The organism is Streptomyces sp. HNM0575 (genome assembly GCF_012726265.1).
GTDB lineage: Bacteria > Actinomycetota > Actinomycetes > Streptomycetales > Streptomycetaceae > Streptomyces.
Genome location: NZ_JAASAG010000007.1, coordinates 145,299 through 160,031, shown reverse-complemented (window position 1 = coordinate 160,031; position 14,733 = coordinate 145,299). Strand labels below are relative to the sequence as shown.

The window sequence follows — 14,733 nt, the reverse complement described above, 5'->3', positions numbered from 1 at the left end:
CGGAAGCCTTACGCTTCCGGGCCCGGCCCTTGCCGTGTGCCGATGAGTCCGCTGTCAGACGATCAGTTGTCGTCCTCGTCGATCAGGAAGCCCCGCATCGGGGACGGAGCCTGCTGCGGCGCGGGACCGCCCTGCGGCCGTACGGGAGCCATCGGCTGCGTCATGGCCGGGGACATCTGCTGCTGTCCACCGCCGTAGCTCGGGCCGCCCTGAGGGGGACCGCCCGGGCCGCCGGGGCCACCCATGCCGCCGTTGCCGCCCATCGACTGGTGACCGCCCATGCTGCCGACCCCGGCACCCGCGGGTGCCATCGAGGGGGACGGCGGGAGGGAGGCCGTCGCGGGCGTACGCGGCGGCGCCAGCGAGTCGTCCGCCTGGTTCTCCAGCTGACGCAGCTGGCTCTCCAGGTACGACTTCAGACGCGTGCGGTACTCCCGCTCGAAGCCCCGCAGGTCCTCGACCTTGCGCTCCAGCGTCGCCCTCGCGGACTCCAGCGAGCCCATCGCGACGCGGTGCTTCTCCTGGGCGTCCCGCTCAAGGGCGTCGGCCTTGGCGCGGGCGTCACGCTCGAGACCCTCGGCGCGGCTGCGGGCCTCGCCGACGATCTTGTTCGCCTCGGAACGGGCCTCCGCAATGGCCTGGTCGGCGGTCTGCTGGGCAAGCGACAGCACGCGCGCGGCGCTGTCGTTGTTCTGCCCGCCGCCACCTGGCATCTGCGGACCACCGGGAACCATGGGACCGCCGGGCCCGCCCTGGGGTCCGCCGGGACCCATCGGGCCACCGGGACCGCCCTGGGGACCGCCCGGTCCGCCGGGACCGGCCGGAAGCGCCGGCTGACCGCCGGGAAGCTGAGGGGGACCGCCCATGCCCTGCTGCGGGCCGTGCTGGCCAGGACCCGGGCCGTGCTGGCCGGGGTGCTGGCCGGGGCCGCCGTGCTGACCCGGCGGCACGGGCTGCGGACCTGATATGGCGGCGGGCACCGGCCCCCCGCCTTGCCTATCCGGTGGCTCTGGTTTGCGCATTCCGCCTTGCTGCTGGTTCTGCGCGGCTGCGCGGGTCGCTGCGGCGAGCTTCGCCCGCAGGTCCTCGTTCTCACGCAGCAGGCGCGTCAGCTCGGCTTCGACCTCATCGAGGAAGGCATCGACCTCGTCCTCGTCATAGCCTTCTCGGAGGCGGACGGTCGTGAACTGCTTGTTCCGCACGTCCTCGGGGGTCAGTGGCATCTCTTCACCTCAACGTAACTCGTCGGCATGTCGGCAAGACCATTTCGATCGTCACAGCCCGGCCACGACGTTGATCAGGATGTAGACGATGATCATCAGTACGAAGAAGGACAGGTCGAGCGCCACGCCCCCGAAGCGCAACGGCGGAATGAACCGCCGCAGAAGCTTGAGTGGCGGATCAGTGACAGTGTAGGTCGCTTCCAGAACGACCACCATCGCCTTGCCGGGCTGCCATGAGCGGGCGAACTGGAAGACGTAGTCCATCACCAGTCGGAAGATCAACACGAGCAGGAAGCAGTACAGCACGATTTGGACCACGTCGAATGCGGTACTCACTGTGCTTCCCTCTCCCCTCGCCGCGTTGGCGCTCGTGCAGACCTTACGGCCCGTTCCGTTGATCCTGCGTCTTCAGCTCTGGTTGAAGAACCCGCCCTCTGCGATGCGGGCCTTGTCCTCCGCCGTGACATCGACGTTAGCAGGAGACAGCAGGAACACCTTCTGCGTCACTCTTTCAATACTCCCGTGCAGTCCGAAGACCAGACCGGCCGCGAAGTCGACAAGTCTCTTGGCGTCCGTATCGTCCATCTCCGTCAAGTTCATGATCACGGGGGTACCTTCGCGGAAGTGTTCCCCGATGGTACGGGCCTCGTTGTACGTCCGGGGGTGCAACGTGGTGATCCGGTACGGCTCCCGTTCGGACACGACCTTGGGCATGATCACCGGCGCGCTCTTCTCCAGACTCTGGCGTTCAGGTGTGATGGATGACACGGGGGCGATTCTTCCGGATCGTCCGTTTTCGATCACCGCCGGGGACGCCGGCTGCTCTCGCTCCCGCTGGGCGGGAGGATGCATCACCCTTACCGGCTCGGCCGGTTCGTCCTTCTGCAGGGGGTCGTGCGACTGCAACGGCTCGTGCCGCCGCCGGTCCCTCTCGGGTTCCGGTTCGGGCTCGAACTCGTCGTCGGGGTCGAATCCCGGACCGTCGTACCCATCGTCCTCCACGAGGCCGAGGTAGACCGCCATCTTGCGCATAGCGCCGGCCATTCTCTGCGTCCTCCGCTCTGTGGTGGGTCCCCAGGCCTTGGGTGGGAAGGCTGCACGGCTCCGTCACCGGTTGAACTGGATCCCCGCGGGTCTCTCCGCCTGTGGTCTTGCAACGGAATTGACCATATTTTGTGCCGTAGTCCGACTCGCTGGCGACGTTACCCGAGCCTTGGGCGCTCTCCGAGTACCGCACTGCCGACGCGCACATGTGTCGCACCCGCGGCAACCGCCTCTTCGAGATCCGAGCTCATCCCTGCTGACACCATGGTCGCAGCAGGATGCCTTGTACACAGGCCGGTTGAGATTTCCCGCAGCCGTTCGAAGGCGGCGGCCGGACTCCCTGCGTACGGCCCGGTGAGCGGAGCCACCGTCATCACCCCTGCCAGCCGCAGGGCTTGGGCGGACTCCACCGCGTCGGCGAGCGCGGCCACGGAGTCCGGTGCCGCACCTCCCCTTCCCCCGGCGGTCTCTGACTCCGCGTCGAGTGCGACCTGTAGCAGGCAGTCCAGCCGGCGGCCGTGGTGCACGGCGGCACGGCTCAGGGCGTCGACGAGCCTGGGGCGGTCCACGGAGTGGACCACGTCCGCGTAACCGGCGACGGAACGGGCCTTGTTGGTCTGGAGCTGGCCCACGAAGTGCCACGTGACAGGGGTGTCGGCGCACTCCGCGGCCTTCGCGGCCGCCTCCTGGTCCCGGTTCTCCGCGACGTGCCGCACGCCCAGCTCCGCCAAGAGCCGTACGTCACGGGCAGGATGGGTCTTCGTGACGACGATCAGCGTGACTTCGCTCCGCTCGCGCCCCGCCGCGTCACAAGCGCCCTCGATGCGCTCCTCCACACGTGAGAGATTGGCGGCGAGTTCGGCCTGACGGGCCGTGAGGTCCGTCACGGTTCAGCTCGCCTCCAACCAGACATAGCTCGCGAGACGGCCGGTCGTCTTTTCACGCCGGTACGAAAAGTGATCGTCCGATTCCATGGTGCACACCGCGGACTGTTCCAGAGTTGTGACACCACAGGCTTCGAGTTGGGCCCGTACACCTGAGGCCACGTCGACCGAGGCGGTGCCCCAACTCGTCGTGGCGTACGCCTCGGGAACGGCAGCCGCGACGGCCTCGCGCATCTCCTCGGGCACCTCGTAGCAACGGCCGCACACCGCCGGTCCCGTGCGGGCCACGATCCGCTGCGGCGCCGCTCCCCGCTCACGCATCGCCTCGACGAGCGCCGGCACCACGCCCGCGACCAGACCGGGCCGGCCCGCGTGTGCCGCTCCGGCGACACCGGCGATCGGATCGGCGAGAAGCACGGGGGTGCAGTCGGCGGTGAGGACCGCGAGGGCGAGCGAGGGGCGCCGGGTCACGACGGCGTCCAGCGGAGGCGCGTCGTCCCCGAACGGGCCCTCCACGTACGCCACATCGCGCCCGTGCACCTGATGCATCCACACAACGGCGCCCGGGTCGAGCCCGAGCGAGGCGGCAGCGCGGGAACGGTTCTCGCGTACATGTGCCGCGTCGTCGCCGACCCTGCCGCCGAGATTGAGCGACTCATACGGAGCGGCGCTCACCCCGCCCCACCTGTCGGTGAATGCGAAGTGCGCGCCGCTCGCGGAGTCGTGCGTGCCTATCACTTCAGGAAGTCCGGCACATCCAGCTCCTCGGCCTGGCTGTCCTGGTACGGACGGGCCGGCGGGACCGTCGGGGGCAGCGAATCGCGGCCCGCGCCCGGGGATTCGCCCACCGGCTCCGGCTCGCTCTCGCGCGGCGTGACGCTGCCGAGCCCGCCGAACGAGGGCCGGTCGGCGTCGGAGTCGGCGCCGAAGGAGCCCGCCGAGGCGGGATCGTCCTTGGGAGCGTGCGAACCGAGCGCCTTGTCGCGGTTCTTGCTCGGCGGCTGGCCTCCGTCGAAGCCCGCGGCGATGACCGTGACCCGCACCTCGTCGCCGAGAGCGTCGTCGATCACCGCGCCGAAGATGATGTTGGCCTCCGGGTGCGCGGCCTCGCTGACGAGCTGTGCCGCCTCGTTGATCTCGAAGAGCCCGAGGTCGGAACCGCCCGAGATGGACAGCAGCACGCCCCTGGCGCCGTCGATCGACGCCTCCAGCAGCGGCGAGGAGATCGCCATCTCGGCGGCGGCCACCGCCCGGTCGTCGCCACGGGCCGAGCCGATGCCCATCAGGGCCGAACCGGCCTCCGACATCACGGACTTGACGTCGGCGAAGTCGAGGTTGATCAGGCCCGGGGTGGTGATGAGGTCGGTGATGCCCTGGACACCGGAAAGCAGCACCTGGTCCGCGGACTTGAACGCGTCGAGCACGCTCACCTGACGGTCCGAGATGGACAGCAGACGGTCGTTGGGGATCACGATGAGGGTGTCCACCTCGTCGCGCAGTCCCGCGATCCCGTCCTCGGCCTGGTTGGCGCGGCGGCGGCCCTCGAAGGTGAAGGGCCGCGTGACGACGCCGATCGTCAAGGCCCCCAGCGAGCGGGCGATGTTGGCGACGACGGGAGCACCGCCGGTGCCGGTGCCACCTCCCTCGCCGGCCGTGACGAAGACCATGTCGGCCCCCTTGAGGACCTCCTCGATCTCCTCGCGGTGGTCCTCGGCGGCCTTGCGGCCGACATCGGGGTTGGCGCCTGCTCCCAGACCTCGTGTCAGTTCACGGCCCACATCGAGCTTGACGTCTGCATCGCTCATCAACAGGGCCTGCGCGTCGGTGTTGATCGCGATGAACTCGACGCCCTTGAGACCGACCTCGATCATCCGGTTGATGGCGTTCACGCCACCGCCGCCAATGCCGACGACCTTGATGACTGCGAGGTAGTTCTGCGGTGCTGCCACGTCGAAGGCCTCTCGCCTCGAGTTACGTATCCCTGTCGGGCGGTCCACGTCGACCCGAACCCTAAGCGTGAAGTTTAGGGTTACCGGTGTCTGTCTTCCCTGGAGTCTTGGGAACGGACACTAAGTCGACAAGTGGTGGGTGTTCAACGAACACGCCGAACCTCCCGTTTTTCTTTTCACCCTATGTGATCAGACCCAAGGGCAGTCATCCAGGGTGCTGGCCTGCGGCGACGCCCGTCAACTCCCTGACGACGCAGGGGCGCTGGGAACACTCACGTCGAAGTGCCGTGCGTCCTCGGTGGCTTTCATCAGCGCGGTCAGGGACTCGGCCTTGGCGCGCCCCTGTTCACCACTCCCCCACAGCACCGTACGACCTCCCGTCAACTCCAGTGTGATGGAGTCGTAGGAACGCAGCCTGACCGTACGGGTGTCGCGCGCCACGGAATCGGGAAGCGAGGTCGCGGCGCGGACTGCTTCGCGGCGCAGCCGTTCCTTGCCGAAGTGCCGCAGGCCCGCTGAGCCCTCGACTTCCATGACGAGAAGCGGAACGCCCTTCGGTTGCTCCGGAACTACGTCGAAACGCACGCCTTCCACGTCTACTTCGACGAAATTCCCGGCATGCTTCATGGCGAGTTCCGGCTTCCGTTCGGTCACCTCGATACCGATTCCGTGGGGCCAGGCCCGTACAACACGGACGTCGTCGAGGCGCGGGAGCGCCGATTTGAGACGATGCTGCGCCGCGGCCCTGTCCACCGACAGGAGCGGCGTCCCAACCGGAATACCGGCTGCGGCACGGACCTGTTTCTCCGTGAGCACCTTCTCGCCGCTGACCGTGACGCGTTCGACGAGCACCCAGTCCGAGCCGTACAGGGCCCACGCGCCGAAACCCGCGAGCCCGAGCGCCAGAGCGAAGAGAACCAGCAGGGCGCGCAGCCGGAGCATCCGCGCCCGTGTCCGCGTCCGTGAGCCCGTACGGGCCGCCGCACGCTCTCGCCGGCCGCGCGAACCGGACGGCGCCGGACCGGAGTCGGCGTCCGCCGGGGGGCGGGCCGCCGGGTTCCTGCCGCGCCGTTCGGCGCCCTTCGTCCGCCCCGTGGATCCGGCCACGCTTCCCTGCCTTCTGTCTCACGCCCCTCGGCGGGCCGCGATCGCCTCGTACACCATGCGGACAAGAAGCTCGTCGGCCTCCGGCCGGCCGAACTCCGCCGCGGCGCGCGACATGTCGTGCAGCCGGTGCGGATCGGTGAGGACGGGGAGCACATTGCCCAGGATCCACTCCGGCGTCAGCTCGGCGTCGTCGACGAGCAGTCCGCCGCCCGCCTTGACCACGGGCTGTGCGTTCAGCCGCTGTTCGCCGTTGCCGATCGGCAACGGCACATACGCGGCAGGCAGCCCGACGGCCGACAGCTCCGCGACGGTCATCGCGCCCGCGCGGCAGAGCATGATGTCGGCCGCGGCGTACGCGAGATCCATCCGGTCCACATACGGTACCGGGACGTACGGCGGCATTCCGGGCATGTGGTCCGGCTGCGGGAGTTCGTTCTTGGGGCCGACGGCGTGCAGGACCTGGATACCGGCCCGCTGGAGGTGCGGAACGGCGTGCTGCACGACCTCGTTGAGGCGGCGCGCGCCCTGCGAGCCGCCCGTGACGAACACGGTCGGCAGGTTGGCGTCCAGGCCGAACTCCGCGCGCGCCTGGGGCCTGACGGCCGCGCGGTCGAGGGTGGCGATGGCACGGCGCAGCGGGATGCCGATGTAACGGGCGTTGCGCAGCTTGCTGTCGGGCGTGGAGACGGCGACGTGCTGTGTGTAGCGGGAGCCGATCTTGTTGGCCAGGCCGGGCCTCGCGTTGGCCTCGTGGATGACGATCGGGACGCCGAGACGCTTGGCGGCCAGGTAGGCGGGGAGCGCCACGTAACCGCCGAATCCCGCTACGCAGTCGGCCTTCGTGCTCTCCAGCACCTGCTCGGCTGCCTTGATGGTGCCGCGCAGCCGCCCGGGTACGGTGATCAGTTCGGGCGTGGGCTTGCGCGGCAGCGGTACGGCCGGGATGAGTTCGAGCTGATAGCCGCGCTCGGGCACCAGACGGGTCTCCAGGCCGCGTTCGGTCCCGAGTGCGGTCACGCCCACCGTCGGGTCCTGCCTGCGCAGAGCATCCGCGAGGGCGAGCGCGGGCTCGATATGGCCGGCGGTGCCCCCACCGGCGAGTACGACGTGCACTCTCATTCACCGCTCTCCGGACGGCCGCCTGTCCGCGCGCCGTCTCATCGTGTTCGTTCGCACCCCTGCCAGCCTTCTCCGCAGGCGCTGCCGCAGAGCAGGCTGCCGCATGGCCAGAGCCGCTCTGGCCGCGGGGTCGCTTCGCGCGAAGGCGATGAGCAACCCGATGGCGAACATCGTCGGCAGCAGGGCTGAGCCTCCGTAGGAGAACAGCGGGAGCGGGACGCCGGCGATCGGCAGCAGGCCGAGCACCGCACCGATGTTGACCACGGCCTGCGCCGTGATCCAGGTGGTCACACCTCCCGCGGCATACCTCACGAAGGGCTCCTCCGTGCGTCCGGCCACGCGGATACCCGCATAGCCTAGAGCCGCGAAGAGAGCGAGCACCGACAGCGTCCCCGCGAGACCGAGTTCCTCCCCGGTCACGGCGAAGATGAAGTCGGTGTGTGGTTCCGGGAGTTGGCCCCATTTTTCCACACTGGCACCCAAACCGGAACCGAACCATCCGCCTGATGCGAGCGCGTAGATGCCGTGAACGGCCTGCCAGCACTGGTCGTCGGCGCCGGGATCGGTGGCGCCGATGCAGGAGAGGCGGGCCATCCTGTTCGGGCTCGTCACGATGAGCAGGGCGCCGATCATCGCGGCCACCGCCATCACACCGGCGAACAGCCTGGTGGGGGCGCCGGCGAGCCAGAGCAGACCGAAGAGGACCGCTGTGAGAATGATCGCGGTCCCCATGTCGCCGCCGAGCATGATGAGCCCGAGCAGCAGCAGTCCGACGGGCACCAGCGGTACGAGCATGTGCTTCCACTGGTTGAGCATCCGCCTGGACCGCTTGCGGGCGAGGAGGTCGGCGCCCCACAGCACGAGCGCCAGCTTGGCGAACTCGCTGGGCTGGAGCTGGAACGGGCCGCCCAGATAGATCCAGTTGCGGTTCCCGTTCACCGCGTGGCCCAGCCCCGGCACTTGTACGAGGCACATCAGCACCACCGAGGCGGCCAGTAGCGGATACGCCAGCGCCCGGTGGAGTCTGATCGGCATGCGGGAGGCGACCAGCAGCAGTACGGCGCCGACGATCGCGGCGACGAGCTGCTTGCGGAAGAAGTACGTGGAGGACAGGCCGGATTGGAGCGCCTCGATCTGCGACGCCGAGAAGACCATCACCAGCCCGAGCACGGTGAGCAGCAGACTCCCGCCGAGAATCAGGTAGTAGGCGGTGAGCGGCCGGTCCCAGGCACGCCTGGCCTTCGCGAGGATCGCCGGGGTGCCGTCGCGTCCGCCGCGTCCGCCGCCCGGACGGGAGGGGCGCCGCGGCGGCCGGCGCAGCACCGGCGGGCGCTTCGGGGAGGGAGCGGGCGCGCGCGAAGTGCCCTTGCCCGCACGGGACTTGGCGGTGCCTGCTTTGGCTGTGCCGGCTTTGGCGGTGCGCGCCTTGGCGGTACCTGCCTCGGCTGTGCCTGCCTCGCCGTCACGGGACTGCTGCGCCTCGCGGTACAGCAGCCGGACCCTGTCCCGTGCCCCGCGGGCACCGGAGCCGAGGGCCCCGGCAGCGCACCGCCACACCGTCCCGGACGCTCCTGGAAGAGACACCGCCGCAGTGCCGCTGTCGGGCGTCATCTGTCGCTTCCCCTCCGTCTGTTCCCGCGACGCGGTCCGCGGGACCGGCGGGTTACTCCACCTCGTGCGCGCGGGCCTCGGCCAGTGCGCGCACCGCGTCGGTGAAGGCGTCACCGCGCGCGTTGTAGTTGACGAACATGTCCATCGAGGCGCAGGCCGGAGCCATCAGCACCGTATCCCCGTGCCGCGCCAGCCGCGCCGCTTCGTCGACTGCCGCCGCCATCGCCCCAGTGTCGGTCCGTGCCAGGTCCACCACCGGGACATCCGGGGCGTGTCGCGTGAGGGCTTCGTGGATGAGATGACGGTCCGCGCCGATGAGGACGGCGGCACGCAGACGCGGCGCGGACTCCCGTACGAGTTCGTCGAATGTGGCGCCCTTGGCGAGGCCGCCCGCGATCCACACGATCGAGTCGTACGCAGCCAAGGAGGCCTGTGTGGCATGGGTGTTGGTGGCCTTGGAGTCGTCGACGTACGCGACGCCGTCGACGTCCGCGACGTGTGCGATGCGGTGCGCGTCGGGGCGGAACGAGCGCAGTCCGTCGCGTACGGCCGAGGCCGGCACCCCGTAGGCGCGTGCGAGGGCCGCAGCCGCGAGGGCGTTGGCGATGTTGTGCGGCGCCGCCGGGGTGACGTCCGAGACCTCGGCCAGCTCCTGCGCCTGCTCGCGGCGGTTCTCGACGAAGGCGCGGTCGACCAGGATGCCGTCCACGACGCCGAGTTCGGACGGCCCGGGGGTGCCGAGGGTGAAGCCGACGGCGCGGCAGCCCTCCTGCACGTCCGCCCGCCGCACTAGCTCCTCGGTGGCGGGGTCGGCGCTGTTGTAGACGCAGGCGACCTGGTTGCCCTCGTAGATGCGGCCCTTGTCGGCGGCGTACGCCTCCATCGAGCCGTGCCAGTCGAGGTGGTCGGGGGCGAGGTTGAGCACGGCGGCGGAGTGGGCGCGCAGGCTCGGCGCCCAGTGCAGCTGGTAGCTGGAGAGCTCCACGGCGAGCACGTCGCAGGGCTCCTCGGCGAGCACGACGTCGATCAGCGGGGTGCCGATGTTGCCGACGGCCGGGGCGCGCAGGCCCGCGGCGCTCAGGATGGAGGCGAGCATCTGCACCGTGGTCGTCTTGCCGTTGGTGCCGGTGACGGCGAGCCAGGGCGCGGGCGCCCCTTCCCCGCCGGCGGGTGCCGCGGGGCGTGCGCCGCGCAGCCGCCACGCCAACTCCACGTCGCCCCATACGGGTACGCCCGCGGCGCCGGCGGCGGCGAAAAGCGGGCTCTGCGGTTTCCAGCCCGGTGAAGTGACGATCAGTTCGGTGCCTGCGGGGAGGGTCTCCGCGTCCGCGAGCCGTACCGTCACGCCCTGGGCGCCGAGTTCGGCCGCTCGCGCACGGTGGGTGTCGCTGTCTCCGCCGTCGACGACGGTGACCTCCGCGCCCATGCGCTCGAGCGCGCGGGCGGCGCTGACGCCGCTCACGCCGAGGCCGGCCACCGTCACGCGCCTACCGCGAAAGCCCCCTGCCCCGGGGGACCCGTCGAGGTCCGCGGCGTCCAAGTGGCCGTGCCCGTCCGTCACTTGCTTGCCGCCCACCCTGCGTAGAAGATCCCGACGCCGAGGATGGCGCACATGCCCTGGATGATCCAGAAACGGACCACGACCAGCACCTCGGACCAGCCCTTGAGTTCGAAGTGGTGCTGGAGCGGCGCCATCTTGAACACCCGCTTGCCGGTGAGCCGGAAGGAGCCGACCTGGATGACGACGGACATGGTGATGAGGACGAAGAGCCCGCCGAGGATGGCCAGCAGCAGCTCCGTACGGGAGCAGATGGCGAGACCGGCGAGCGCACCGCCCAGCGCGAGCGAACCGGTGTCCCCCATGAAGATCTTGGCGGGCGAGGTGTTCCACCAGAGGAAGCCGAAACAGGCGCCCATCAACGCCGCGGCGACGACCGCCAGATCGAGCGGGTCGCGCACCTCGTAGCAACCCGGGCCCGCGGTGAAGGGGTTGGCGCAGGACTCCTGGTACTCCCAGACGCAGATGAAGACGTACGCGCCGAAGACCATCACGGACGCGCCCGTCGCCAGGCCGTCCAGACCGTCCGTCAGATTAACGCCGTTGGACATCGCGAGGATCATGAACAGCGCCCAGATCACGAAGATGACCGGGCCCAGCGACCAGCCGAAGTCCTGCGTGAAGGAGAGCTTGGTCGAAGCGGGCGTCAGCAGGCGGAGGTTGGGGAAGTTCAGCGACAGGACCGCGAAGCTGGTGCCGACGATGAGCTGTCCGGCCATCTTGGCCTTGGCCCGCAGACCGAGGCTGCGCTGTTTGACGATCTTGATGTAGTCGTCCAGGAAGCCGACCAGGCCCATGCCGGCGAAGAGGAAGAGCACCAGCACGCCGGAGAAGCTCGGCTGACTGCCGGTCAGCAGTTTCGTGAGCGCGTACGCGGCGACCGTGGCCAGGATGAAGGCGATGCCGCCCATCGTGGGGGTGCCGCGTTTGCTGTGGTGGTTCTGCGGCCCGTCGTCGCGGATGAACTGGCCGTAGCCCCTGCTGGCGAGCAGCTTGATCAGCAGCGGCGTCCCGATCAGGGACAGGAAGAGTCCGATGACTCCCGAGAAGAGGATCTGGCTCATACCCATCGGGCGGCGACCTCACCCTCGTCGGTCCCCGGCTCCACGAGAGCGTCCGCGACGCGCTCAAGGCCCACCGAACGGGAAGCCTTCACCAGTACGACATCCCCCGGGCGCAGTTCGCTCCGCAAGAGCTCGACCGCCGCCTCAGCGTCGGACACGTGCACCGACTCCTCACCCCACGAACCCTCGTTCTTCGCGCCCATGTCCAGCCAGACGGCCTCCTGGCCACCCACCGCCACGAGCTTGCTGACGTTGAGCCGGACGGCGAGCCGTCCGACCGCGTCGTGCTCGGCAAGCGACTCGTCGCCGAGCTCGGCCATCTCACCGAGCACCGCCCAGGTCCGCCGGCCCCGACCCATCGCGGCCAGCGCGCGGAGCGCGGCCCGTGTCGACTCGGGGTTGGCGTTGTAGGCGTCATTGACGACCGTGACTCCATCGGCGCGCTCGGTGACCTCCATCCGCCAACGCGAGAGCGTGCTCGCGGCGGAGAGCGCGGTGGCGATGTCCCCGGCGGGCATGCCCAGTTCGTGGGCGACGGCCGCCGCGGCGAGCGCGTTCGACACGTGGTGCTCACCGTACAGGCGCATGGTCACGTCACCGCACCCGGTGGGTGTTCGTAGCGTGAAAGTGGGCCGACCCTGGTCCGTGAGCCGGACATTCTCGGCACGTACGTGGGCGTCCTCGGCCTCGCCGAAGAGCAGGACGCGGGCGCTGGTGCGCTCGCTCATGGCGCGTACGAGAGGGTCGTCGGCGTTGAGCACGGCGACGCCGCCCCGGCCGCCGCCGTCCGGGCCGCCGCCCTCGCCGTCCGGCGCCGCGGGCGGCAGCGCCTCCACCAACTCGCCCTTGGCCAGGGCGATCTGCTCCCGGCCGCCGAACTCGCCGATGTGGGCCGTGCCGACGTTGAGCACGACACCGATGCGCGGCGGGGTGAGCTCCGTGAGGTAGCGGATGTGGCCCACGCCGCGAGCGCCCATCTCCAGTACGAGATGACGCGTACCGGCCTCGGCGCGCAGGGCGGTGAGCGGCAGCCCGATCTCGTTGTTGAGCGAGCCCGGCGTCCACACCGTGGGCCCGAGGTGCTCCAGCAGCTGGGCGATGAGGTCCTTGGTGCTGGTCTTGCCGGCGGAGCCGGTGAGCGCGACCACCTGCGTGCCCAGCCGCTCCACCGCGTGCCTGGCGAGGGCGCCGAGGGCACGCGTGACGTCGTCGACGACGATCGCCGGTACGCCGACCGGCCTGGTGGCCAGCACGGCGACGGCACCGTCGCCGACGGCGCTGCGGGCGAAGTCGTGTCCGTCGGCGCGTTCCCCGGCGAAGGCCGCGAAGAGACTGCCCTCGGCCACTTTCCGGGAGTCGATGACGACGGGTCCTGTGACCCGGGCGTCCGGGTCCGGTATGTCGCTCTGCTGTCCGTCGACGACAGCGGCGATATCGGCGAGTGATAGGGGGATCATCGGTCTTCGGCGTCTGTCCCTTGGGTCGGGGTGCTGCCGGCCGCTTCCTGCCGGTGCCGGATGGCCTCGCGCAGCACGAGGGTGTCGTCGAACGGTCTTACGACTCCCGCGATGTCCTGCCCCTGCTCGTGTCCCTTGCCGAGTACGACGACGGTGTCGCCCGGCTCGGCACGGTCGACCGCGAGACGGATCGCGGCGGTTCTGTCCTCTTCGAGCAGCACCGTGCCGCGGTCGTACGCGGGGACCTCGGCGGCACCGGCGAGCATCGTGGCGAGGATCGCCAGGGGGTCCTCCGTGCGGGGGTTGTCGGAGGTCAGCACCGCGGTGTCGGAAAGCCGCGCTAGCGCGGAGCCCATCGCGGTGCGCTTGTGCGGGTCACGGTCGCCGCCGCAGCCCAGCACGGCGTGCACCCGGCCCTCGGTGACCCTGCGGATCGCGAAGAGCACGGACTCGACGGCGTCGGGCTTGTGCGCGTAGTCGACGATCGCGAGGTAGTCCTGACCGGCGTCCACGCGCTCCAGCCGGCCCGGCACGCCCGGCACGGCGGCGATGCCGTCGGCCGCGGTCTGCGGGTCGATGCCGGCGGCGACGAGAGCGGTGAGGGCGGCGAGCGCGTTGGCGACGTTGAACGGCCCGGCGATCGGGGCCGCTGCCCGTACGGACTCGTCCTTCGGGCCGACGGCAGTGAACGTCGAGCCCAGCGGGCCCACTTCGACGTCCTCGGCACGCCAGTCGGCGTCGGGGTGGCCCTCGGCGGAGAAGGTCGTGACGGGCACCTCGGACTCGGTGATCAGCCGCTGCCCGTACTCGTCGTCGAAGTTGACCACGCCCGCGCGGGAGCGGGCGCGCGTGAACAGCTGCCGCTTCGCCCGGAAGTAGTCCTCCATGTCCGGGTGGAAGTCCAGGTGCTCGGGGCTGAGGTTGTTGAAGACGGCGATGTCGAAGACGCAGCCGTCGACCCGGCCCAGCACAAGGGCGTGGCTGGAGACCTCCATGGCCACCGCCGTCACACCGCGTTCCCGCATGACGGCGAAGAGGGCCTGGAGATCGGTCGCTTCGGGTGTGGTCCGCTCGGACTTCAGCCGCTCGTCGCCGATACGGGACTCGACCGTGCCGATCAGACCCGTCAGCCCGCCCGCCTTCTCGGCGGCCTTGCGCAGCCCGCCGTCCACGAGATACGCGGTGGTGGTCTTGCCGGAGGTGCCGGTGATGCCGATCTGGAGCAGGTCCCTGCCGGGCTCGCCGTAGATCGCGGCGGCCAGTGCTCCCATGCGGGCGCGGGGGTCGGGCACCGTGAGGACCGGCAGCCCGGTGTCCGCCGAACGTGCGGCCCCCGCCGGGTCGGTGAGCACGGCCACCGCGCCGAGGGAGGCCGCCTGCGAGGCGAAGTCGGCGCCGTGGAAGCGGGCGCCGGGCAGCGCGGCGTACACGTCGCCGGGCCGTACGGCTCGCGAGTCGTGCGTGATGCCGGTCGCCGAGGCCGCCTCGGTGCCCTGTGGGGCGGCGGTGTCCAGCCGGCGTGCCAGCTCCGCGAGCGGCACGGGCCGCACGTGCGCGGGCCGGGGCGGCCCCGAGGTGACGTCCGTGGCCGTCCCGGGAGTGGTGTCCGGGGATGAGGAGTCCGGGCGGCCCTCCGCCGAGGGCGAGAGGGAGTTCTGATCAGCTTGTGGCACGGCGGTGAGCGTACCGGGCGCGGGGGCGGTGCCGCGAAGCGAGG

At 70.3% G+C, this 14,733-nt stretch carries 13 protein-coding genes; all 13 read right to left on the bottom strand.

What is annotated here, in order from left to right; genetic code table 11:
• Positions 1-62: 62 nt before the first annotated feature.
• Positions 63-1,223: a DivIVA domain-containing protein gene (locus HCC61_RS18170; protein ID WP_169136559.1), complete on the bottom strand. Its 1,161-nt coding sequence runs from the start codon at positions 1,221-1,223 to the stop codon at positions 63-65.
• A gap of 51 nt (positions 1,224-1,274) precedes the next feature.
• Complete coding sequence (locus tag HCC61_RS18165) at positions 1,275-1,559, bottom strand: YggT family protein (protein WP_169136557.1); 285 nt, start codon at positions 1,557-1,559, stop codon at positions 1,275-1,277.
• 72 nt (positions 1,560-1,631) lie between these two features.
• A complete protein-coding gene (gene sepF, locus HCC61_RS18160) occupies positions 1,632-2,267 on the bottom strand; it encodes a cell division protein SepF (protein ID WP_169136555.1) in 636 nt (211 codons plus the stop codon).
• A 158-nt stretch (positions 2,268-2,425) separates the two neighbouring features.
• Positions 2,426-3,154, bottom strand: coding sequence for a YggS family pyridoxal phosphate-dependent enzyme (locus HCC61_RS18155; protein WP_169136552.1), 729 nt, complete (start codon positions 3,152-3,154; stop codon positions 2,426-2,428).
• Between the two features lie 3 nt (positions 3,155-3,157).
• Positions 3,158-3,889: a peptidoglycan editing factor PgeF gene (pgeF, locus tag HCC61_RS18150; RefSeq protein ID WP_169136550.1), complete on the bottom strand. Its 732-nt coding sequence runs from the start codon at positions 3,887-3,889 to the stop codon at positions 3,158-3,160.
• Positions 3,886-5,100 (bottom strand): cell division protein FtsZ, encoded by a 1,215-nt coding sequence (gene ftsZ / locus HCC61_RS18145; protein ID WP_169136548.1) that lies wholly within the window; start codon positions 5,098-5,100, stop codon positions 3,886-3,888. Before ftsZ ends, pgeF begins: the two co-directional genes overlap by 4 nt.
• Before the next feature lie 237 nt (positions 5,101-5,337).
• The gene (locus HCC61_RS18140; protein WP_346777266.1) at positions 5,338-6,207 is read right to left on the bottom strand and encodes an FtsQ-type POTRA domain-containing protein; all 870 of its coding nucleotides are present in this window, start codon (positions 6,205-6,207) and stop codon (positions 5,338-5,340) included.
• Between the two features lie 18 nt (positions 6,208-6,225).
• Positions 6,226-7,320, bottom strand: a complete 1,095-nt coding sequence (gene murG, locus HCC61_RS18135; RefSeq protein ID WP_169136984.1) for an undecaprenyldiphospho-muramoylpentapeptide beta-N-acetylglucosaminyltransferase — start codon at positions 7,318-7,320, stop codon at positions 6,226-6,228.
• A gap of 6 nt (positions 7,321-7,326) precedes the next feature.
• A complete protein-coding gene (gene ftsW / locus HCC61_RS18130) occupies positions 7,327-8,937 on the bottom strand; it encodes a putative lipid II flippase FtsW (protein ID WP_240969090.1) in 1,611 nt (536 codons plus the stop codon).
• Between the two features lie 52 nt (positions 8,938-8,989).
• Entirely contained in the window at positions 8,990-10,420 is a 1,431-nt protein-coding gene (murD, locus tag HCC61_RS18125) for a UDP-N-acetylmuramoyl-L-alanine--D-glutamate ligase (protein WP_346777265.1), read from the bottom strand.
• Between the two features lie 74 nt (positions 10,421-10,494).
• Positions 10,495-11,559, bottom strand: coding sequence for a phospho-N-acetylmuramoyl-pentapeptide-transferase (gene mraY, locus HCC61_RS18120; protein WP_169136978.1), 1,065 nt, complete (start codon positions 11,557-11,559; stop codon positions 10,495-10,497).
• The gene (gene murF / locus HCC61_RS18115; RefSeq protein WP_169136546.1) at positions 11,556-13,016 is read right to left on the bottom strand and encodes a UDP-N-acetylmuramoyl-tripeptide--D-alanyl-D-alanine ligase; all 1,461 of its coding nucleotides are present in this window, start codon (positions 13,014-13,016) and stop codon (positions 11,556-11,558) included. Before murF ends, mraY begins: the two co-directional genes overlap by 4 nt.
• A complete protein-coding gene (locus HCC61_RS18110) occupies positions 13,013-14,689 on the bottom strand; it encodes a UDP-N-acetylmuramoyl-L-alanyl-D-glutamate--2,6-diaminopimelate ligase (RefSeq protein WP_169136543.1) in 1,677 nt (558 codons plus the stop codon). Before HCC61_RS18110 ends, murF begins: the two co-directional genes overlap by 4 nt.
• Positions 14,690-14,733: the final 44 nt, after the last annotated feature.

Bases quoted from the DNA above. Each gene is read 5' to 3' on its own strand.
- HCC61_RS18170 (WP_169136559.1), bottom strand. From the start codon at position 1,223: ATGCCACTGACCCCCGAGGACGTGCGGAACAAGCAGTTCACGACCGTC.
- sepF (WP_169136555.1), bottom strand. From the start codon at position 2,267: ATGGCCGGCGCTATGCGCAAGATGGCGGTCTACCTCGGCCTCGTGGAG.
- ftsW (WP_240969090.1), bottom strand. From the start codon at position 8,937: ATGACGCCCGACAGCGGCACTGCGGCGGTGTCTCTTCCAGGAGCGTCC.
- mraY (WP_169136978.1), bottom strand. From the start codon at position 11,559: ATGAGCCAGATCCTCTTCTCGGGAGTCATCGGACTCTTCCTGTCCCTG.
- murF (WP_169136546.1), bottom strand. From the start codon at position 13,016: ATGATCCCCCTATCACTCGCCGATATCGCCGCTGTCGTCGACGGACAG.